Here is a 20287-nt window from a genome sequence, read left to right as displayed (position 1 = left end):
CGAACCCCTGCCGCCAACCCGAGTCCGACATGCGCCCTGAATCGCACGAACCCAGCCAGTTCGACCTGCTGCGCCAGCGCCGCTTCGCGCCGTTCTTCTGGACCCAGTTCCTCGGCGCGGCCAACGACAACCTGTTCAAGTTCGCCTTCACCGTGCTGGTGACCTACCAGCTGCAGGTCGCGTGGCTGCCGCCGTCGCTGGCCGGGCTGGCGATCGGCGCGCTGTTCATCCTGCCCTTCGTGCTGATGTCGGCCACCAGCGGCCAGCTGGCCGACAAGTACGACAAGGCGCGCGTCATGCGCGCGGTCAAGAACCTCGAGGTCGCCATCATGGCGCTGGCCGCCTGGGGCTTCCTGCTCGATGACGCCGGGCTCAAGGTCAGCGTCCTGCTGGGCTGCGTCTTCCTGATGGGGCTGCACTCGACGCTGTTCGGACCGGTCAAGTTCGCCTACCTGCCGCAGCACCTGCGCGAGCAGGAACTCACCGGCGGCAACGGCATGGTGGAGATGGGCACCTTCGTGGCGATCCTGCTGGGCAATGTCGCCGGCGGGCTGCTGATCTCGCTGCCGCAGATCGGCGCGACCACCGTGGCCATCGCCTGCCTCGCCGTGGCGCTGGCCGGCCGCCTGGTGGTGCAACGTGTGCCCGACACGCCCGCGACCGACCCGAACCTGCGCATCAACTTCAACCCGTTCACCGAGACCTGGGCCAACCTGACGCTGGCCCACCGCGACCTGGTCGTGTTCCGTTCGCTGCTGGGCATCTCGTGGATGTGGTTCTTCGGCGCGGTGTTCCTGAGCCAGTTCCCGGCCTTCGCCAAGGAGGTCCTGCATGGCGACGAGCGTGTGGCCTCGCTGCTGCTGGTGGTGTTCTCGATCGGCATCGGCATCGGCTCGCTGCTGTGCGAGGTGCTGTCGCGCCGCCACGTCGAGATCGGCCTGGTGCCGCTGGGCGCGATCGGCATGAGCGTGTTCTCGATCGACCTCTACTTCGCCAGCCGCGGCCTGCCGCCGCCGGCCGGCATGGCCAGCCACACGCTGGCGAGCTTCCTGGCCCAGCCGGCCCACTGGCGCCTGATGGCCGACCTGGCGCTGCTGGCGCTGTCGGCGGGGCTCTACAGCGTGCCGATGTACGCGCTGATCCAGCTGCGCTCGCCGGCCAGCCACCGGGCCCGGATCATCGCGGCCAACAACATCCTCAACGCCCTGTTCATGATCGCCAGCTCGCTGCTGGCGGGGCTGCTGCTGTCTTCGGGCGCGAGCATCCCGCAGGTCTTCCTCGCGACCGGTCTGGCCAACGTGCTGGTGGCCGGCTACATCTTCCTGCTGGTGCCCGAGTACCTGCTGCGCTTCATCGCCTTCGTGATGACCCACGTCGTCTACCGGGTCCGGCTGCGCGGCGATGCGCACCTGCCGGTGCAGGGCGCGGCGATCGTCGCGGCCAACCACGTCAGCTACGTCGACGCGGTCATCCTGATGGCGATCAGCCCGCGGCCGATCCGCTTCCTGATGGACCACCGCATCTTCGCGGTGCCGGTGCTGGGCTGGCTGTTCCGGCTCGCCAAGGCGATCCCGGTGGCGCCGCAGAAGGACGATCCGGTGGCCTACGAGCGCGCCTTCGAGCAGGCCCGCGCGGTGCTGGCCGACGGCGACCTGCTGGGCATCTTCCCGGAAGGCGGCATCACCCGCGACGGCCGGCTGCAGCCCTTCAAGGGCGGGATCATGAAGATCGTCGCCAGCCACCCGGCGCCGGTCGTGCCGGTGTCGCTGCGCAACCTGTGGGGCTCGACCTTCTCGCGCATCGAGGGCGGCCAGGCGATGGTGCGGCCGTTCCGGCGCGGCTTCTTCAGCCGCGTCGAGGTGCTGGTCGACCCGCCGATCGCCCCCGAGCAGCTGTCGCCCGAAGGCCTGCAGCAGGTGATCCAGCGCAACCTGGATGTGCCCTTGCCGCGACGCCGCGCACAGACCGGCGTGGCATGATCCGCGCCCCGCGCCGGAACCCGAGCGTCTGGCGCGGCCTTCCAACTCACACCGCCCCCGCACCATGGACCTGAAGCTGCCGATCACCATCAACGACGAACTCAGTGACGACGTCATCGAGTCCACCGGCATGCTGGACCTGGCCAGCGGCGAGATCCGCGACGTGAAGTACCTGGAACACGACCTGGAGGCCGACGGCTTCCCGGCCGAGTCCGGGGACTACGAGTTCACCTGCGGCATCCTGCGCAACGGCAACAAGGAAGTCGAGTTCCGCATCGAGGTCGACGTGGTCGGCCGCAAGTACTCGATCACCCCGACCGAACTGCTCGAACTGAAGGGCCGCGCCGCCAAGCTCTTCACCGCCCCCCCGCCGGAAGTGGCCGCCGCCGCAGCGGCCGCCGCTGCGAAAGCTGCCGCCAAGAAGCGGCCGCGCAAGTGAGCTGGCCACTGAGCTGATCACTTCGCTGACGGGCAACCTGCCCGCGCAGCATTCCCCCCTTTGCAAAGGGGGGTGAGGGGGGATTTGCGGTGCTGACCGGCGCGCCTCTCCGAGAGCCCAAATCCCCCCTGCCCCCCTTTTGCAAAGGGGGGTTCCGAGAGGGTCGGGCGGGCGGGCTCATCGGATGAGCCACTGGGGATCGGGGTGGTCCGGACGGCCGTTCGGGCCTTGACCCCTTCAGCCTTTCGGTTCTTCAGCCCGACAGTCCTTCACCCCGCCCCGCGCTCGCCCTGCGCCCGCAGCAGCGCGGCGAACTCGTCCGGTGGGACCGGGCGGCTGCACAGGAAGCCCTGGTAGCGGTCACAGTTCTTGAAGCGCAGGAAGGCCAGCTGGTCGACCGTCTCGACGCCCTCGGCCAGCACGCGGATGCCCAGGCTGTGGCCCATCGCGATGACCGCGGCGGCGATCTCCATGTCGTCCGGGTCGTTGGGGATGTCGGCGATGAAGCTGCGGTCGATCTTCAGCACGTCCAGCGGGAAGCGCTTCAGGTAGGCCAGCGATGAATAGCCGGTGCCGAAGTCGTCGATCGCGATGCCCACGCCGATCGCGCGCAGCCGCTGCAGCACGTGCAGGGCTTCCTGCTCGCGCTCCATCAGCGCGCCTTCGGTCAGTTCGAGCTCCAGCTGCTCGGCCGGCAGACCGGTCTCGATCAGCGTCTGCATGACCTGCGCGGCCAGGTCGGCATGGCGGAACTGGCGCGGCGAGACGTTCACCGCCAGCGTCAGCGGCGGCAGGCCTTCGTCCAGCCAGGCCTTGCCCTGACGGCAGGCCTCGGCCAGCACCCAGGCGCCGATGTCGCCGATCAGGCCGGTGGTCTCGGCCACCGGGATGAAGCGGCCGGGCTGGATCAGGCCGTGGTCCGGGTCCATCCAGCGCACCAGCGCCTCGGCGCCGACGATGCGCCCGCTGTGCAGCTCCACCTGCGGCTGGTAGTGCAGCAGCAGCTGGTTGTCCTGCAGCGCGCGGCGCAGCCGGGTCTCCAGGTGCAGGCGCTCGCGCGCGGACTGCGTCATCTCGTCGGCGAAGTAGCGGTAGACGCCGCGGCCGTCACCCTTGGCGCGGTAGAGCGCGGCATCGGCGCCCTGCAGCAGCGCCTGCGAACTCTGGCCGTGGTCGGGGTAGATGCAGATGCCGATGCTGACGCCGACGTTGACCTCCACGCCGTCGCTGCTGCGCCAGGGCTGCGACAGCGCGGCCAGCAGCTCGCTGGCCAGCCGTGCGGCGTCGTCGTCGTAGCGCAGGTCATGCATCAGCAGCGCGAACTCGTCGCCGCCCAGCCGGGCCAGCGTGTCGGACTGGCGCAGCCGCCCGGTCAGGCGCTGCGCGACGTGCTGCAGCAGCTCGTCGCCGGCCAGGTGGCCGTAGCTGTCGTTGATGTCCTTGAAGCGGTCCAGGTCCAGCAGCAGCACGGCCAGGCGACGCTTCTCGCGCTGGGCCTGGTGCAGCGCCTGCTCGATCTGCTGGTTGAACAGCAGCCGGTTCGGCAGCCGGGTCAGCGGATCGTGGTGGGCCAGGAATTCCAGCCGCGCCTCCGAATCCTTCATCAGCGAGATGTCCGCGAACACGCCGACGTAGTGCGAGATCGCGCCGCTGACGTCGCGCACCGCGCTGATCGACAGCAGCTCGGGCACCAGCTCGCCGTCCTTGCGGCGGTTCCAGATCTCACCCTTCCACTGGCCGGTCTGCGCCAGCTGCTGCCACATCGAGTCGTAGAAGCTGGCCTCGTGCCGGCCCGAGCTCAGCATGCGCGGCTTGCGGCCGAGCACCTCTTCCTCGGTGTAGCCCAGCAGCGTCGTGAAGGCCCGGTTGACCGAGACGATGCGGCGCTGGGCGTCGGTGATCATCACGCCTTCCTGCGTGCTGTCGAGCACCTGGGCGGCCAGGCGCAGGCGTTCCTCGTCGCGCAGCCGGTCGGTCAGGTCGGACAGCACGCCCGAGAAGCGCATCGGCTTGCCTTGCGCGTCGCGGTGGCACATGCCGCGGCCGTGGAACCAGCGGTGCTCGCCGTCGTAGCAGAGCAGCCGGAAGGTGGCGTCGAAGCGGTTGCCGCGGTCGATCGCCTCACGCACCGCCGCCAGCGTGCGGTCGCGGTCTTCAGGGTGCAGCCGGTCCTTGGGCCGGATCACGCTGGCGAATGGCTCGCTGCCGGTGTAGCGCAGCAGCCGCTCGCAGCTGCCGGAGTAGCTGCCCTGGCCGGTCAGCAGGTCCCAGTCCCACAGGCCGTCGCCGGTGCCGTCGATGGCCAGCAGCAGGCTTTCCTCGGTGCGGCGCTGCGCCTGCCGCGCGTTGTGCTCGCCGGTGATGTCGCGGGCGATGCCCAGCACCACCTGTTCGCCGGCGCGGGCCGTGCGCATCTCGAACCAGCGTGTGCCGCTGGGCAGCGCCAGGCTGTACTCGAATGGCTCGGGCTGCTCGCCGGCGAGGGTACCGAGGATGCTCGACACGCCTTTCGTGGCCAGCTCCGGCGGCAGGTACTCGTGCGGTCGCTTGCCGATGAAGGACTCGCGCGGGCCGAGCAGGTTCTGCTCGTTGCTGGTCCAGATGTCGACCAGCCGGGTGTCGGCGTCGAACAGGAAGATCAGGTCGGGCAGTGCCGAGACGACCGCCTGCAGCTGGCGGGCGCTGGCGGCCAGGGCGGCCTGCGCCTCGCGCTGGTCCTCCAGCAACGACAGCAGCGCCAGGCGTGAACGTTCGGCCTCGACCAGCAGCTCGCGGTTGCGCTGGCCGGCCTGTTCGAGCAGGCGCAGGTTGTGGCGCTCGCGGGTCACGTCGCGACCGACCGAGATGACGCCGAGCGGTCGCTCGTCGGGCCCCAGCAGCGGCGAGATCACCAGGTCGACGATGGCCTGGGCCCCGGACTCGCCGGTCAGCACGGCCTCGCGCCGGATCGGCTCGCCGCGGTCGAGCACCTGGCGGTCGACCTCGCGGGTGTCGCTGAGCACGCCGTCGCGGTAGACGTCCTCGGGCCGCCGGCCGATGACCTCGGCGGCGGGCTGTCCGACCAGCCGCTCGGCCGCCGGGTTGATCAGCTGGTAGCGGCCTTCGACGTCGCGCACCGCGATGCAGTCGGGGATGCTGCGGATGATCTGTTCGAGCTGGGCGCGCTGCAGCTGCAGCGCCTCGCGCACGTCGTGCAGCTCGCTGACGTCCTGGATGGTGGCGATGTACTGGTCGGCCGCGACCTGACCGTCGCCCGGCCCCGCCCGGCTGACCGTCAGCAGGGCCCAGACCACGCTGCCGTCCTGGCGCAGGTAGCGCTTCTGCATCCGGTAGCGACTGATGCGGCCGCTGGTCAGCGCATCCATCTGGTGCTGGTCGGCCGCCAGGTCGTCGGGGTGCGTGAAGTCCTGGAAGCGCATCTTGACCAGGGTCGTCGCGTCCCAGCCCACGATCTCCAGGTAGCGCCGGTTGAAGCTCGCCAGCCGGCCGTCGGCCTCGGTCAGGCACATGCCGACGTCGGCCATCTCGATGAGCTCGTTCAGGCGCGCCTGTTCGTCGCGCGCGTGTTGCCGTCCGCGCAGCGCCAGCAGGATCAGCGCGCCGGTCAGCAGCGCGGAGCCGCCGGCCTGCAGCCAGGACGTCGCACCGATGTCCTTCAGGTCGACGGCACCCAGCGCCGCCAGGCAGATGTTGGCCGCGAAGACGAGTGCGGCACCTGCCGCGGCACGAGCCGGATCGCTCACGTGTTCCTGTCGAGATCGTTCGGAGCGGAAATCGTAGCCGGCGCACCGACCTCGTAACGCGACGGCAGGCCCAGCCGCGTGCGCAATTCATTGACCTCGGACTTCAGTTCGGCCACCCGCTCCTCGCGCCCGATCACGCCGGCCTGCCAGCGCCGCAGTTCGTCGAGCTGGCTGGCCATGCGCTGATGGGTCTCGCGCTCGCGGCTGGTGTCGATGGCCTGCAGCACATGGCCCATGAAGCGGCCGTCGCCGTTGCGCCGGGGCACCGCCTTGACCAGCACCCAGGCGTGGCCGCCATCGGTGCGGCGCAGGCGCAGTTCCTGCTCGAAGGCGGTGGCCTGGGCGACCGCGCGGCGCCAGTCCAGCCAGGCCGTGTCCAGGTCCTCCGGGTGGACGAGGGTCAGCCAGTCGACCTCGCCGAGCTGCGACTCCCGCTGCCCGGTCCATTCGCGCCAGGGCTCGTTGCTCCAGACGCTGCGACCGCGGCTGTCGGTCGTCAGGATCAGCGCGTGGCCCGCATTGGCCAGCGCGCGGTAGTGCAGCTCGCTCTCGGCCAGCGCCTGTTCGAGCCGGTAGGAATCGGTCACGTCACGGAACACCAGCACGACGCCACGCAGTTCGCCGCGCGCGTTGCGCAGCGGCGCGGCGCTATCGGCGATGTGGGTGCGCTTGCCGTGGCGCGAGACCAGCACCGTGTGGTTGGCCAGGCCGACCACCAGACCCGTCTCCAGCACGCGCTGGACGGGGATCTCGGCCGGCTGTCCGGTGTGGGCATGTTCGATCCGGAAGACTTCGTCGACCAGCCGGCCGCAGGCCTCGTGCTCGCGCCAGCCGGTCAGCTTCTCGGCGGCCGGGTTGAGCAGCGTGATGTGCTGCCGCGCGTCGGTCGCCAGCAGCGCGTCGCCGGTCGAGTACAGCACCGTCGACAGGCGGTCCTCGCTGGCGACCAGGTCGTCGCGCTGGCGTCGCAGCGTGTCGACCATCTGGTTGAAGGTGGTGGCCAGGTCGGCGATCTCGGCCGGGCCGCTGACCGGCGCCTGCAGGTCCAGGTCACCGCGGCCCCAGCGTGCGCCGATGGCCTGCAGGCGACCGATCGGGCGGGCGATCGCCAGCTGGGCGACGCCGGCCACGAGCAGGATCACGGCCAGCTGCGCGAGCAGTTCGGGGGCACGCTCGCGCACTTCCCGCAGCGCCAGGTCGTCGTGTGCGGGGGTCAGGTCCATGCCGAGGTAGACGACCGTCGCGGCCAGCTGACGCGGTTGCGCCAGGTCGAGCGTGCGGCCCAGGAAGCTCTGGAAACCCGACAGGTGCTCGCCGCCGTGGTGGCTGTGCACCTGCGGCTGTCGGGTCTGCAGGCTGGCCTGCAGCCAGGCGGGATCCCAGTCCTGGATGACCTCGGTCGCCGACCGCCCGACCCAGCTGCGCCGGTGGGCATGCAGGACCTTGCCGCTGGCGTCGATCAGCGCGACCTCGCGCACCAGGGGCGACGTCATCAGGTGGCTGATCTCGCGCCAGATGCGTTCGGCGTCGAGGGCTTCCCCGTCGTTGTTGCCGTCGGTGCCGATGCGCACGAGGCGGTGCATCTCGGCGCGGATCTGGCTGCGCGAGCTTTGCTCCAGCCGGTCGATCGACGATCGCCAGGCGCTCCAGAGGCTCGCGCCGGCCGTGCCCAGCAAGGCGAGCGCAACCACCACCGGCAGCGCCACGCGCAGCGACAGCGGCCGGCTCATGTCGGCGCTCCGGCCGGCAGGGCCAGCGTGCTGGTCAGACCTTCCAGCGGCGGGCGGCGCGGCAGCATGCGGCCCATCGTCATCACGTCGACCAGCGCGTTGGCGCTGGTCGCCAGCATCGGCGTCTGGCCGCCCAGCCAGTTCCGGTTGGCATCCAGGTCCGGCAGAGACAGGCCGTCGTAGGCTTGCCGCAGCTCGGTCGGTGACAGGCCGAGCTGCCGGCCCAGCACCGGTTCCAGCCGGGCTGGCTCCTTCTGCCATTGCGCCAGCAGTCCGAGGTGCGCCGCCGCGAGCTTGCGCAGGCCCTGCGGGTGGCGTTCCAGCACCGGGCGGTGGACGGCGAGCACGTCCAGGATCGCGCCCGGCATCGAGCGGCTGTCGAACAGGCGCCGTCCGCCCTGGGCCTGCAGCAGGCTGACGGTGGGCTCGAAGGTCACCAGCGCGTCGATGCGCCGGTCCTGCCAGGCGTCGACATGTTCGGCCGCCGTCAGCACCACCGGTTCGACCTGGTCCAGCCGCAGTCCGGCGCTGCGCAGGGCGGCCTGCAGCACCAGCGCGCCGACGGCGCTCTGCTCGACGCCGATGCGCCGTCCCGCCAGGTCCTGCAGGTCCCGGACGTTCGACCGCGCCACCACCGCGTCGCCACCGCGAGATTCGTCGAACACCAGCACGGCGACCAGGTCCAGCCCGTCGGCGCGGGCGGTCAGCAGCTCGTCCAGCGTCAGCCCGCCGGCCTCGATCGTCCCGGCGGCCAGCGCCTGCAGCACGTCCGAGGCCGCCGGCATCTCGATCATCCGGACCTGGGCCGGATCGAGCTGGCCCAGTTCCTCTGCCGCGTGCAGCAGCGCATACCCCGGCCAGATGTTGCTGCCCACACGCAGCTGCGGTTCGGCCCGGGCGCAGCCCGGCAGCGTCGTCAATGCCGGCGCCAGCAGGCCCAGCGCGCCTGCCTGACAGGCCAGCCGCAACCAGCGACGGCGCTCAGGAGCGTGGGCGTGACGGGCGGCTGCGGGCATCGTCGCGGCTTGCCTGCTGGTCAGCCGTGGCGGCGGGCGAAGTCGCGCATGTGGTCGACCAGGCGCTGCACGCCCTCGACCGGCATGGCGTTGTAGATCGACGCGCGCATGCCGCCGACCGAACGGTGGCCCTTGAGCTGGACCATGCCGGCGGCTTCCGCCTCGGCCAGGAAAGGCGCGTCCAGGCGGGCGTCCGGCAGCCGGAACGGCACGTTCATCAGCGAGCGATCCGGCACCGCCACCGGGTTGACGTAGAAGCCGCCGCTGCTGTCGATGGTGTCGTACAGCAGGCCGGCCTTGCGGCGGTTCAGCGCCTCGATCGCGACCAGCCCGCCCTGGGCCTTGAGCCAGCGGAACACCAGCCCGGCGATGTAGATCGCATAGGTCGGCGGCGTGTTGAGCATCGAGCCGTTGTCCGACTGCTGGGCGAAGTCGAAGGCGCAGGGCGTGATCGGCAACGCGCGGCCGAGCAGGTCGTCGCGCACCACCACCAGCGTCAGGCCGGCCGGGCCGACGTTCTTCTGCGCGCCGCCGTAGAGCAGGCCGAACTTCGAGACGTCGATCGGCGCCGACAGGATGTTGCTGGAGACATCGGCCACCAGCGGCACGTCGCCGGTGTCGGGCGTCCAGTGGTATTCGACGCCGCCGATGGTCTCGTTCGAGCAGATGTGGACGTAGGCCGCGTCCGGGTCCAGCTTCCAGGTCTCGAAGGCCGGGATGCGGTCGAACTTGGTCGCCGCCGAGCTGGCGACCTCGTTGATGCGGGCGTAGCGGCCGGCCTCGCTCATCGCCTTGCTCGACCAGGTGCCGGTGTTGACGAAGTCGATGCCGGTCTTCGCGCCCAGCAGGTTCATCGGCACGATCGCCATCTCGCCGATCGCGCCGCCCTGCAGGAACAGCGTGCGGTAGTCGTCCGGCACGCCCAGCAGCTCACGGAACAGCGACTGCGCCTCGTCCAGGATGGCCATGAACTGCGGGCCGCGGTGGCTCATCTCCATCACCGACATGCCCGAGCCGTGCCAGTCGAGCATCTCCTCGGCGGCCTGCCGCAGCACGCTCTCGGGCAGGACGGCGGGGCCGGAGCTGAAGTTGAAGACGCGGGTCATGCCGGGGCTCTCCTGGGACGGAAGGGGAGGGGTGGTTCGGTGCGGTCAGGCGCAGGGGTAACGGTCGAGGATACCCAAACGGGCGCTCAGTCCAGCCGCTGGATGCGGTCGAGCCTGCCGGGCTGGATGCGGTCGTTGCCGCGGAACCAGACCTCGATCGCGTCGAGGTCCATCAGCCCGGTGTGGCGTTCCTGGCCTTGCGCCAGCACGGTGAAGCCGTCGCCGCCGGAGGCCAGGAAGCTGTTGACGGTGACGCGGTAGCGCCGCTGCGGCTCGATCGGCACGCCGTTGAGCATCACGCTGCCCGGCACCACCCGCTGGCCGACCGGGGCGCTGGCGCGCCACTGGTAGCGCAGCGTGCGCGAGACCTGCAGCATGCGCGGCTTGGGCTGGTTCAGCCACTGCTGCTCCAGCACCTGCACCAGCTGCTCGCCGGTCAGGCTCAGCGTGACGAGGTTGTTGTAGAACGGCTGGACGGCGAACACGTCTTCGTAGCGGACCTGGCCGTCGCCGCCCGGCTTGAGATCGGCGCGCAGGCCGCCCGGGTTCATCAGCGCGAGCTGGGCGCCGCCGCTCGAACGGGTGTTCGGTCGCGCTCAGCTGCGAGTCGGCCACGACCTGCCCGAGCGTGCTCTCGCCAGCGGGGCTCTCGTCGCGCGTCAGCGGCGCGCTCAGGATGCCGACGATGCGGCGCGCCAGCGGGGCGGCCAGCGGTTCCCAGGTGGCGATCAGGCGGGTCTGCGCGGCGTCGCGGGCGTACACGTCATGGCGCACGACGACGTTGTCGGCGCTCGCCTCGACGATGTCGCGGGTGCGCCGGTCGATCGCCAGGTCGATCTCCGTCAGCACCGTGCCGTACTTGTCGGCGCTGGTGACCAGCCGGCCGGCGATGCGGCAGTTGTAGGCGCGGTGGGTGTGGCCGCTGACGACCACGTCGACGGCAGGATCGAAGCCCTCGACGATCTTGACGATCGGGCCCGAGATCGACGGGCATTCGTTCGGCCCGCCGCTCGGGAAGCCGCCCTCGTGGATCAGCACCACGATGGCCTCGATGCCCTGGGCGCGCAGCTCGGGCACCAGCGCGTTGACGGTCGTGACCTCGTCGCGGAACTCGAGACCGGCCACGCCGCTGGGCGACACGATCATCGGCGTGTCCTTCAGCGTCAGGCCGATGAAGGCCACCGGGATGCCCTCGAAGCGCTTGACGACGTAGGGCGGAAACAGCGTCTTGCCGGTGGCCGTGTCGATCGTGCTGGCGGCCAGGTAGGGGAACTTCGCGCCCGGCCAGGCGGCGACCGGGCCGCGGCAGCCGTCCTTCGGGTGACAGCCGCCGCGCTGCAGCCGCAGCAGTTCGGCGGTGCCGTGGTCGAACTCGTGGTTGCCGACGGCGCTGGCGTCCAGGCCCATCATGCCGAGCGCCTCGATCGTCGGCTCGTCGTGGAACAGCGCCGACAGCAGCGGGCTGGCGCCCACCAGGTCTCCGGCGGCGACGAAGACGTGGTTCGGGTTCTTCGCCCGCGCCGTCTTCACGGCCGTGGCCAGGTATTCCGAGCCGCCGGCCGGCACTGAGACCGACTTCTGCGGATCGGCCGGATCGGCCAGCCGGATCCCGCCCAGCGGCGGCTTCAGGTTGCCGTGGAAGTCGTTGATCGCCAGCACCTTCACCCGCACCGGCGGCGGCGGGGTGGTCACGCAGCCGGTCAGGCCGGCGGCCAGCAGCAGGGCGGACGAGGCCACGCAGAGCGCGGCGGCGGCACGGTGGAAGCGGTGGGCGTTCATGTCGCCAAGTATCGCGGCGCGACCCGCTTCCCGACGCTGGCGACAGCGGCGACGCAACACCTCAGCGGCCGGCTGCGGGCAAACTGTCGCGCCTTGTCCCCCTGACCGGAAGCAGACGACATGAACCGATGGACCCGCCAGGTCGGCACCCGCCTGCCGCTGATCCAGGCGCCGATGGCCGGCGTGCAGGACCACCGGCTGGCAGCGGCGGCCGGTGCGGCCGGCGCGCTGGCCTCGCTGCCCGCCGCGATGCTGACGCCCGAGACGCTGCGCTCCCAGCTGACCGGCCTGCGCGCCGCGCACGACGGGCCGGTCAACGTCAACTTCTTCTGCCACGTGCCGCCCGCGCCGGATGCGTCCCGCGAAGCCGCCTGGCGCGCCGCGCTGGCGCCGTACCACGCCGAATGGGGCATCGACGCCGCCACGATCCCCGCCGGACCGGGCCGTGCGCCCTTCGATGCCGCGATGGCCGCCGCGCTGGCGCCGTTCCGGCCGGAGGTCGTCAGCTTCCACTTCGGCCTGCCCGAGCCCGAGTTGCTCGATGCCGTGCGGGCGATGGGCGCGCGGGTGATCGCCTCGGCCACGACGCTGGACGAGGCCGTCTGGCTCGAACGCCAGGGCGTCGACGCGGTCATCGCCCAGGGGCTGGAGGCCGGCGGGCATCGCGGCACCTTCCTGCCCGACGGCATCGATCTGTTCCGCGCCGACATCGCCACCGTGCGCGCCACGCCCTTCGAACCGCTGGCCGCGATGGCCACGCAGCCGGGCCTGTTCGCGCTGCTGCCGCAGGTCGTGCGCGCGGTCCGCGTGCCGGTCATCGCCGCCGGGGGCATGGCCGACGCGGCCGGCGTGCGCGCCGCCTTCGCGCTGGGCGCCAGCGCGGTGCAGGTCGGCACCGCCTTCCTGTGCTGCGACGAGGCGACGACCAGCGACCTGCACCGCGCCGCCTTGCGTGGCACGGCGGCCGACCGGACGGCGCTGACGAACCTCTACACCGGCCGCCCGGCCCGCGGCCTGGTGACGCGGCTGATGCGTGAGCTCGGACCGATCGACCCGCGACGGCCGATCGCACCGGCCTTTCCGCTCGCCACCGCCGCGCTCGCACCCTTGCGTGCGGCGGCCGAGGCGGTCGGCTGCGCCGACTTCACGCCGCTGTGGTCCGGCCAGAACGCCAGCGGCTGCCGCGCCGTGCCGGCCGCCGAGGTGGTGCGCGCGCTGTTCGACGGCGTGCGCTGGCAGGACGGGGAGGGCGCATGACCGACGCTGCCATGACCGACGCCATCCAGATCGCCTCGCTGCAACAGGCCAGCGGCGCCCGGCTGCTGACCGATCCGGCCGACATGGCGCCCTACCTGACCGACTGGCGCGGCAAATGGACCGGCCGCGCGCTGGCGGTCGCCCAGCCCGAGACGGCCGAACAGGTCGCCGAGATCGTGCGCTGGTGCCATCGGCATCGTGTGCCGGTCGTGCCCCAAGGCGGCAACACGGGCCTGTCGGGCGGCGCGACGCCGGACGATTCCGGCGCCGCGCTGGTGCTGTCGCTGCGACGTCTGCGGCGCGTGCGCGAGGTCGATCCGCTCAACAACACGATGACGGTCGAGGCCGGCCTGACGCTGCTGGAGGCGCAGCAGACCGCGCAGGCGGCCGGCAGGCTGTTCCCGCTCAGCCTGGCCGCCGAAGGCAGCTGCACCATCGGCGGCAACCTGGCGACCAATGCCGGCGGCGTGCAGGTGCTGCGGCATGGCAACGCGCGCGAGCTGTGCCTGGGGCTGGAGGTCGTCACGGCCGAGGGCGAACTCTGGTCCGGCCTGCGCGGGCTGCGCAAGGACAACACCGGCTACGACCTGCGCGACCTCTACATCGGCAGCGAAGGCACGCTCGGCGTCATCACCGCCGCCGTGCTGAAGCTGGTGCCGCCGCCGGCCGCCCAGGTGGCCGCCTTCGTCGCCGTCGCGAGCCCTGCCGATGCGGTCGAGCTGCTGCAGCGCGCCCAGGCCGCCCTGGGGCCGCGCCTGACCGCCTGCGAGCTGGTCAGCGAGACCTGTCTGCGCCTGGTCGAACGCCACATGCCGGCCTGCCGCTCGCCGCTGGCGCAGCGCTCGCCGTGGCATGTGCTGATCGAACTCGGCGAGCCGCGCGACGAGGCCGACGCGATGGCCGCGCTTGAAGCGCTGCTGGGCGAGGCGATCGACGCCGGCCTGGTGCAGGACGCCGCCGTGTCGACCTCGCTGGCGCAGTTCGAGGCCCTGTGGGCGCTGCGCGAGAACGTCTCCGAGGCGCAGGGCGCCGAGGGCCGCACGATCAAGCACGACATCGCGCTGCCGATCTCGCGCCTGGCCGAGTTCATCGCCACGACCGACGCCGCGATCGCCGCGCGCTGGCCGACGCTGCGGCTCGTCACCTTCGGGCATCTGGGCGACGGCAACCTGCACTACAACGTCTCGCCCCCCGCCGACCGCTGCGGCCCGCCCGGCTCGGCCGACGCCGCCTGGTTCCTGGCCCACGAGGCCGACCTGAACCGCCTGGTCCACGACGCCGTCGCCGCCCGCGGCGGTTCGATCTCCGCCGAACACGGACTCGGCGTGCTGCGCCGCGACGAGGCGGCGCGCTACAAGAGCCCCGTGGAAAGGGCCTTGCAGGCGTCGCTGAAGAACGCGCTGGACCCGCTGGGGATCATGAATCCGGGCAAGGTGATGTGAGCTTGCCAGGGGCGCCAGGGCGCGTGCCTCTCGGCCGTGAACGATGGTTCCCAAGCCATTCGTGTTGCCTCTTCGGCCAAGAGCCCGTCGGACACCCAGGTGTCCGACCTACCGAAGTGCGCGACCGACCGAAGAGCGCGACCTACTGAAGGGTGCGACCGACCGAAGAGCGCGTCCGACCGAATAACGTGACTGACCGAATAGCGCGTCCGACCGGCCCAAGAATGCATTCGGGCTGACGGAGCCGTCCGGTCAAGGGGCCCGGTGTTCCGGTAGGTCGGACACCTGGGTGTCCGACGGGCTCGCGCCGGATGCGCCTGGACCCGACCGGGAGCTGCGCACCCTCACCACGGCAGCCGGCTGCCATCCCAGCTGAAGAACTCGCCGCTGTCCTCCGGCGTCAGGCCGTCGATGACGTGCAGCAGGTCGCACGCCGCCTGCGCCGGTGGCCGGCCGAGTTCGCCGCCGCGGAAGGGGCGTGACAGGGCGGACTGGACGGTGCCCGGGTGCAGCGCGACCAGCGTGGTGCGGGGCTGGCTGCGGCGCAGCTCGATCGAGGCGGTCTTGATGACCATGTTCAGCGCCGCCTTCGAGGCCCGGTAGGCGGTCCAGCCGCCGAGCCGGTTGTCGCCGATGCTGCCGACCTTGGCCGACAGCAGCGCGAACACCGCGCGCTGGCGGTCCAGCAGCGGGCTCAGGTGGCGGATCAGCAGCGCCGGGCCGAAGGTGTTGACCGCGAAGGTCTGCTGCAGCTGCGCCAGGTTCAGGTCGGCCAGCCGCTTCTCGGGCATGAAGCCGGGCGTGTGCAGCACCCCGCCGGCATGGATGACCAGCTGGAACGGCCCGTGTTCACCGACCTCCGCCGCCAGCACCTGGGCGGCGGCGGCGATGCCGGCCTCGTCGCACAGGTCCAGCGGTGGATCGCCCTGGCGGCTGATCGCCCGCACGCGCGGCGCCTGCGGCAGGGCTTGCAGGTGGTCGACCAGCGCCGCGCCGATGGCGCCGCTGGCGCCGGTCACGAGGGCGTGGAAGCCGGGCGGGAACGAGGTCAGGGCAGGGCTGTCAGGGGCGCTCATGCCGCCAGCGTAGCGGCTGCCGGACAATCCCGCCCGCCATGCCCTTGCCCACGAATCTCGGCGCCACGCCGCGCATCCTCAGCGTCATCGCGCCGATGACGCAGCTGAACACGCCCTACCCGTCGAGCGCCTACCTGACCGGCTTCCTGCGCTCGCGCGGCCATCACGCGGTCCAGGAAGACCTGGCGCTGGCGCTGGCCTTGCGGCTGCTGTCGCGGCAGGGTCTGGACGAGATCCGCGCGCGCATCGAGGCCGTGCCGGCCGACCGGCGCGGGCCGCTCGCGCAGGGCTTCCTGGACGAGGCTGCGCGTTACCTGTCGACCATCGGCCCGGCCATCGCCTTCCTTCAGGGACGCGACAGCACGATCGCCCACCGCATCGTCGGGCGGACCTTCCTGCCCGAGGGCCCGCGCTTCGCGAGCCTCGATGCCTACGAGGATCCCGACGATCCGGACGGCGGCGACCCGCTGGCCTGGGCCTTCGGCGCGCTCGGCCAGCAGGACCGTGCGCGGCACCTGGCGACGCTGTACCTCAACGATCTGGCCGACGTGGTGCGCGAGGCCATCGACCCGCGCTTCGAGTTCGTCCGCTACGCCGAGAGCCTGGCGATGAGCCAGCCCACCTTCGACCCGCTGGCGCAGGCGCTGGCTGCGCCGCCCACGCTGGTCGACGCGTTGCTGCACGGCCTGACGCTGGACACCTTCGAGCGCCACCGGCCCGAGGTCGTGCTGGTCTCGGTGCCCTTCCCGGGCGCTGTCTACGCGGCCTTCCGGATCGCGCAGACGATCAAGGCGCACGCGCCCGGCACCGTGCTCGTGCTGGGCGGCGGCTACGTCAACACCGAGCTGCGCACGCTCGACGATGCCCGCGTGTTCGACTTCTTCGACGCCGTCACGCTCGACGGCGGCGAACGCCCGTTGCTGGCGCTGCTCGAACACCTCGCCGGCCAGCGTGGCCGCAGCCGGCTGGTGCGCACCTTCGTGCGTGACGATGCGGATGCGGATGCAGATGCGGAGCGCCCGGAAGGCCGCGTCCGCTACATCAACTTCGTCGAGCCGGACGTCCCCTTCGAGCAGGTCGGCACCCCCACCTGGGACGGCCTGCCGACCGACCGCTACCTGTCGCTGCTGGACATGCTCAACCCCATGCACCGGCTGTGGAGCGACGGGCGCTGGAACAAGCTGACGGTGGCGCACGGCTGCTACTGGAAGAAGTGCAGCTTCTGCGACGTCGGGCTGGACTACATCGGCCGCTACGACGCCGCCAGCGCCGAGGTGCTGGTCGACCGCATCGAGCAGATCGTGGCCGAGACCGGCCAGACCGGCTTCCACTTCGTCGACGAGGCCGCGCCGCCCAAGTCGCTCAAGGCGCTGGCCGCCGAGCTGCAACGGCGCGGCACCGCGATCAGCTGGTGGGGCAACGTGCGCTTCGAGAAGAGCTACAGCCGCGAGCTGTGCGAGCAGCTCGCCGACAGCGGCTGCATCGCCATTTCCGGCGGGCTGGAGGTTGCCTCCGACCGCTTGCTCGCGTTGATGAAGAAGGGCGTCTCGGTCGACCAGGTCGCGCGCGTCACGCGGGCCTTCACCGAGGCCGGCATCCTGGTCCACGCCTACCTGATGTACGGCTTCCCGACCCAGACCGTGCAGGACACCGTCGACGCACTCGAATACGTCCGCCAGCTGTTCGCCGAGGGCTGCATCCAGTCGGGCTACTTCCACCGCTTCGCCTGCACCGTTCACTCACCCGTCGGCCTCGAACCGGCGGCCTACGGCGTGACCTTGCGCCCGCTGCCCGAACCCCCGCCGGGCCGTGTCTTCGCCCGCAACGACATCGGCTTCGACGACCCCACCGGCGTCGACCACGACGCCCTCGGCGTGGGCCTGCGCAAGGCGCTCTACAACTACATGCACGGCATCGGGCTGGAAGAGGACGTGCGCCAGTGGTTCGACTTCCACGTCCCCAAGACCCGCGTCAACCGCCAGCGCATCGCGAGGGCGTTGGCGGAGGGGTGAGCGGGGCGGCAGCGCATGTGCAAGAGCCCGTCGGACACGGGGTGTCCGACCTACCGCAGGCAGGCCCGGACCGGTTGTCCAGTCGCGTGATCGGCGCGGAACGCGCGGTGCCATGCCGGGGCGATCGGCATCGCTCGTCCACGTCGTCCACCTCGCCACGGTAGGTCGGACACCCCGTGTCCGACGGGCTCGTGCCGATGGACAACCCCTTCCCGCGCGCCTTGAACCGGCCCTCCCGCCGACCGACGCCGATGCCGCCCTTGTCGCGTCCTCGCCGCATCCCTGAGCCCCGCCTCAGATTCTGCTTGGGTTGTAACCCCGAATCGGCAGAATCGTTTGCACCGAGCCGCGCGTCCTGACGCGGCCGGGACCACTTCGAGGGCCACGAGATGAACATGCAGTCGATCGAGAACTTCCTCAGCACGACGCTGACCGAGCTCGCCATCAAGATCGCCGCGGCGATCGCGTTCTGGATCATCGGCCGGTGGCTGATCGGCAAGGTGGTGTCGGTGATGCAGGCGGCGATGAACCGCAGCGCGGTCGATCCGACCCTGACCAAGTACCTCGGCTCGATCGTCGCCATCGCGCTGAACATCACGCTGGTGCTGGGCATCCTGGGCTACTTCGGCATCCAGACGACCTCGTTCGCGGCGATGCTGGCCGGTGCCGGCGTGGCGATCGGCGCGGCCTGGAGCGGCATGCTCGGCAACTTCGCGGCCGGTGCCTTCATGCTGGTGCTGCGGCCGTTCAAGGTCGGCGACTTCGTGCAGATCGGCGGCACCGTTGGCACGATCCACGAGCTGGGCCTGTTCGGCACGGCCATCATCACGCCCGACAACGTGCTGACCCTGATCGGCAACACCAAGATCTTTGCCGAGAACATCGTCAACTACTCGGCCCGCCCGGTGCGCCGCGTCGAACGCACCGCGCAGCTGGCCGGCGGGGTCGATCCGCTGGACGCCATCGCCCGCTTCAAGGCCGCCATCGCGCAGATCCCGAACGTCGCGACCAGCCCGGCGCCGGAGGTCAACCTGCTCGACGTCAACCTGGTCGGCTGCGTCATCTCGGTGCGCCCGTATTGCCACACCGACCACTACTGGCAGGTCTACTTCGACACCAACGAGGCGATGGTGCGGGTCTGCCAGGAAGCCGGCTGGCCGGCACCGACGCCGGCGCAGATCGTCAAGACGATGACGGCCTGAGCACGCCTCAGCTCCGTTCTTCCAGCCCGAAGCCGTCCAGCACCGCCGTCAGCCGGGCCGCCTGTTCGCGCAGGCTGGCGGCTGCTGCGGCCGATTGTTCGACCAGCGCGGCGTTCTGCTGGGTCATGTGATCGAGCTGTTCGACCGCACCGTTGACCTGGGCGATGTCGCCCGACTGCGCCGCCGAGACCGCGCTGATCTCGGCCAGCGTGTCGGTCAGGCGCTGCACCGCCGAGACGATCTCCTGCATCGTCGCGCCGGCCCGCTGGACATGGGCGGATCCGGCCTCGACCTGGGTCATCGAATTGCCGATCAGCGACTTGATCTCGCGCGCGGCCTCGGCCGAACGGCCGGCCAGGCTGCGGACCTCGCTGGCGACGACCGCGAAGCCGCGGCCCTGTTCGCCGGCACGCGCCGCCTCGACGGCGGCGTTGAGCGCCAGGATGTTGGTCTGGAAGGCGATGCCGTCGATCACGCCGATGATGTCGCCGATCTTGCGCGAGCTGGTCTCGATCTGCTGCATCGTGCCGATCACCTCGCCGACCACCGCGCCGCCGCGCCGGGCCACGTCGGCGGCTGAATCCGCGAGTTCATTGGCCAGCCGGGTCGAGGCGGCCGATTGCTGCACCGTGCCGGCGATCTGCGCCATCGAGGCCGCCGTCTGCTGCAGGCTGGATGCCGCGCTTTCGGTGCGGTTGGACAGGTCCTGGTTGCCCTGCGCGATCTCGGCGCTGGACTGCTCGACCTGCACGGCCGACACCCGCAGCGACCGCATCGCCTCGCGGATCTGCGCCAGCGCGTCGCCCAGTGCCGAGCCGGCCTGTGTACGGGCGTCGACGGTGGCGGCGCCCAGGTCGATGCGGCCGTCGCGCACCAGTTGGCGGACCAGGTGGCCCAGCTCGTTGCCCTGGCGGGTCTGCTGGCGCATCGTGACCGCGATGCTGACCTCCAGCGCCGTCTGCAGCACCACGTAGGTGGCATGCAGGATGACGGCCGGCAGGCTCGGTGCGGTGATGCAGTACACGCCCAGCCCGGCCGCCTGCAGGCGGTCGAAGACAAGGTGGTGGACGGCGAACAGCGCGGCGGTGAAGACGATCGGGCGCCAGTCCTGGTAGACCAGCAGCAGCGCCAGCAGCGCGAACACGCCGAAGTGGAATTCGGTCGTGCCCTGGCCCAGCTGGATGTGCAGCGCGACCGAGGCCGCCAGCGTGGCCGACAGCACCAGCCGCGACAGCAGCGTGCCGCGCGCCAGGCCGACTGCGGCGCCGCCGAGGGCGAGCAGCACGGCCGAGGCGATCAGGGCCAGGCCGATGCCGCCGTAGTGGTTGCCGATGGCGAGGGCCGCCACGGCACTGGCGGCCAGCGTCGCCAGCAGGATGAGGTCGGCGCGGACGCCGATGGCCTGATTGGCCGGTTCGCCGGACGTGGCGTGGTGCGCGGAAGGATGGGACTGCAAGGGCGGCTCCGGTGGAGGTCGATTCGATCCACCAGCCTAGGCCGGCCGGT

13 protein-coding genes and 1 pseudogene are annotated in these 20287 nt (G+C 71.2%); 6 read left to right on the top strand and 8 right to left on the bottom strand.

Annotated elements, in window-relative coordinates; translation table 11 throughout:
* Positions 1 to 29: 29 nt before the first annotated feature.
* Complete coding sequence (locus tag ACWA7K_RS14890; RefSeq protein WP_456162174.1) at positions 30 to 1979, top strand: MFS transporter; 1950 nt, start codon at positions 30 to 32, stop codon at positions 1977 to 1979.
* Between the two features lie 64 nt (positions 1980 to 2043).
* On the top strand, positions 2044 to 2418 hold the full coding sequence (locus tag ACWA7K_RS14885; RefSeq protein WP_456162173.1) for a hypothetical protein: 375 nt from the start codon (positions 2044 to 2046) through the stop codon (positions 2416 to 2418).
* Positions 2419 to 2687: 269 nt separating this feature from the next.
* Here ACWA7K_RS14885 and ACWA7K_RS14880 read toward each other — a convergent pair whose 3' ends face one another.
* From ACWA7K_RS14880 to ACWA7K_RS14855, 6 genes and pseudogenes are all read right to left on the bottom strand, one after another.
* Positions 2688 to 6161, bottom strand: coding sequence for a sensor domain-containing protein (locus ACWA7K_RS14880; RefSeq protein ID WP_456162172.1), 3474 nt, complete (start codon positions 6159 to 6161; stop codon positions 2688 to 2690).
* The gene (locus ACWA7K_RS14875) at positions 6158 to 7891 is read right to left on the bottom strand and encodes a PAS domain S-box protein (protein ID WP_456162171.1); all 1734 of its coding nucleotides are present in this window, start codon (positions 7889 to 7891) and stop codon (positions 6158 to 6160) included. Before ACWA7K_RS14875 ends, ACWA7K_RS14880 begins: the two co-directional genes overlap by 4 nt.
* Positions 7888 to 8907, bottom strand: a complete 1020-nt coding sequence (locus tag ACWA7K_RS14870; protein ID WP_456162170.1) for an ABC transporter substrate-binding protein — start codon at positions 8905 to 8907, stop codon at positions 7888 to 7890. The genes ACWA7K_RS14875 and ACWA7K_RS14870 overlap by 4 nt, the downstream gene beginning before the upstream one ends.
* Positions 8908 to 8927: 20 nt before the next feature.
* Positions 8928 to 10013 carry a 3-phosphoserine/phosphohydroxythreonine transaminase gene (gene serC / locus ACWA7K_RS14865; protein WP_456162168.1) on the bottom strand — a complete coding sequence of 362 codons (1086 nt, stop codon included), beginning with the start codon at positions 10011 to 10013 and terminating at the stop codon, positions 8928 to 8930.
* Between the two features lie 86 nt (positions 10014 to 10099).
* Positions 10100 to 10564 carry a 5'-nucleotidase C-terminal domain-containing protein gene (locus ACWA7K_RS14860; protein WP_456210469.1) on the bottom strand — a complete coding sequence of 155 codons (465 nt, stop codon included), beginning with the start codon at positions 10562 to 10564 and terminating at the stop codon, positions 10100 to 10102.
* Positions 10565 to 10979: 415 nt separating this feature from the next.
* Positions 10980 to 11792: pseudogene (locus ACWA7K_RS14855) on the bottom strand (metallophosphoesterase); the annotation flags it as partial.
* Positions 11793 to 11912: 120 nt separating this feature from the next.
* Here ACWA7K_RS14855 and ACWA7K_RS14850 point away from each other — a divergent pair.
* Entirely contained in the window at positions 11913 to 13049 is a 1137-nt protein-coding gene (locus ACWA7K_RS14850) for an NAD(P)H-dependent flavin oxidoreductase (RefSeq protein ID WP_456162166.1), read from the top strand.
* The gene (locus tag ACWA7K_RS14845; protein WP_456162165.1) at positions 13046 to 14491 is read left to right on the top strand and encodes an FAD-binding oxidoreductase; all 1446 of its coding nucleotides are present in this window, start codon (positions 13046 to 13048) and stop codon (positions 14489 to 14491) included. Before ACWA7K_RS14850 ends, ACWA7K_RS14845 begins: the two co-directional genes overlap by 4 nt.
* 344 nt (positions 14492 to 14835) lie before the next feature.
* Here the strand turns inward: ACWA7K_RS14845 and ACWA7K_RS14840 are convergent, their stop codons facing one another.
* Positions 14836 to 15567 (bottom strand): SDR family NAD(P)-dependent oxidoreductase, encoded by a 732-nt coding sequence (locus ACWA7K_RS14840; protein ID WP_456162164.1) that lies wholly within the window; start codon positions 15565 to 15567, stop codon positions 14836 to 14838.
* 38 nt (positions 15568 to 15605) lie between these two features.
* Here ACWA7K_RS14840 and ACWA7K_RS14835 point away from each other — a divergent pair, with 38 nt between their 5' ends.
* Positions 15606 to 17579: a B12-binding domain-containing radical SAM protein gene (locus ACWA7K_RS14835; RefSeq protein WP_456162163.1), complete on the top strand. Its 1974-nt coding sequence runs from the start codon at positions 15606 to 15608 to the stop codon at positions 17577 to 17579.
* 389 nt (positions 17580 to 17968) lie between these two features.
* Positions 17969 to 18781: a mechanosensitive ion channel family protein gene (locus ACWA7K_RS14830; protein ID WP_456162162.1), complete on the top strand. Its 813-nt coding sequence runs from the start codon at positions 17969 to 17971 to the stop codon at positions 18779 to 18781.
* Positions 18782 to 18788: 7 nt separating this feature from the next.
* On the opposite strand, the gene ACWA7K_RS14825 is transcribed toward ACWA7K_RS14830, so the two are convergent.
* Positions 18789 to 20237: a methyl-accepting chemotaxis protein gene (locus ACWA7K_RS14825; protein WP_456162161.1), complete on the bottom strand. Its 1449-nt coding sequence runs from the start codon at positions 20235 to 20237 to the stop codon at positions 18789 to 18791.
* Positions 20238 to 20287 lie beyond the last annotated feature (50 nt).

Source organism: Leptothrix mechoopdaensis (SeqCode) (assembly GCF_053893855.1).
The sequence above is the reverse complement of the archived record's forward strand: the minus strand, read 5'-3'. Positions and strand labels throughout refer to the sequence as shown.

Coding starts and splice junctions, on each gene's coding strand:
- ACWA7K_RS14890 (WP_456162174.1), top strand. CDS start 30: ATGCGCCCTGAATCGCACGAACCCAGCCAGTTCGACCTGCTGCGCCAG.
- ACWA7K_RS14885 (WP_456162173.1), top strand. CDS start 2,044: ATGGACCTGAAGCTGCCGATCACCATCAACGACGAACTCAGTGACGAC.
- ACWA7K_RS14875 (WP_456162171.1), bottom strand. CDS start 7,891: ATGAGCCGGCCGCTGTCGCTGCGCGTGGCGCTGCCGGTGGTGGTTGCG.
- ACWA7K_RS14870 (WP_456162170.1), bottom strand. CDS start 8,907: ATGCCCGCAGCCGCCCGTCACGCCCACGCTCCTGAGCGCCGTCGCTGG.
- serC (WP_456162168.1), bottom strand. CDS start 10,013: ATGACCCGCGTCTTCAACTTCAGCTCCGGCCCCGCCGTCCTGCCCGAG.
- ACWA7K_RS14860 (WP_456210469.1), bottom strand. CDS start 10,564: ATGAACCCGGGCGGCCTGCGCGCCGATCTCAAGCCGGGCGGCGACGGC.
- ACWA7K_RS14850 (WP_456162166.1), top strand. CDS start 11,913: ATGAACCGATGGACCCGCCAGGTCGGCACCCGCCTGCCGCTGATCCAG.
- ACWA7K_RS14845 (WP_456162165.1), top strand. CDS start 13,046: ATGACCGACGCTGCCATGACCGACGCCATCCAGATCGCCTCGCTGCAA.
- ACWA7K_RS14840 (WP_456162164.1), bottom strand. CDS start 15,567: ATGAGCGCCCCTGACAGCCCTGCCCTGACCTCGTTCCCGCCCGGCTTC.
- ACWA7K_RS14835 (WP_456162163.1), top strand. CDS start 15,606: ATGCCCTTGCCCACGAATCTCGGCGCCACGCCGCGCATCCTCAGCGTC.
- ACWA7K_RS14830 (WP_456162162.1), top strand. CDS start 17,969: ATGAACATGCAGTCGATCGAGAACTTCCTCAGCACGACGCTGACCGAG.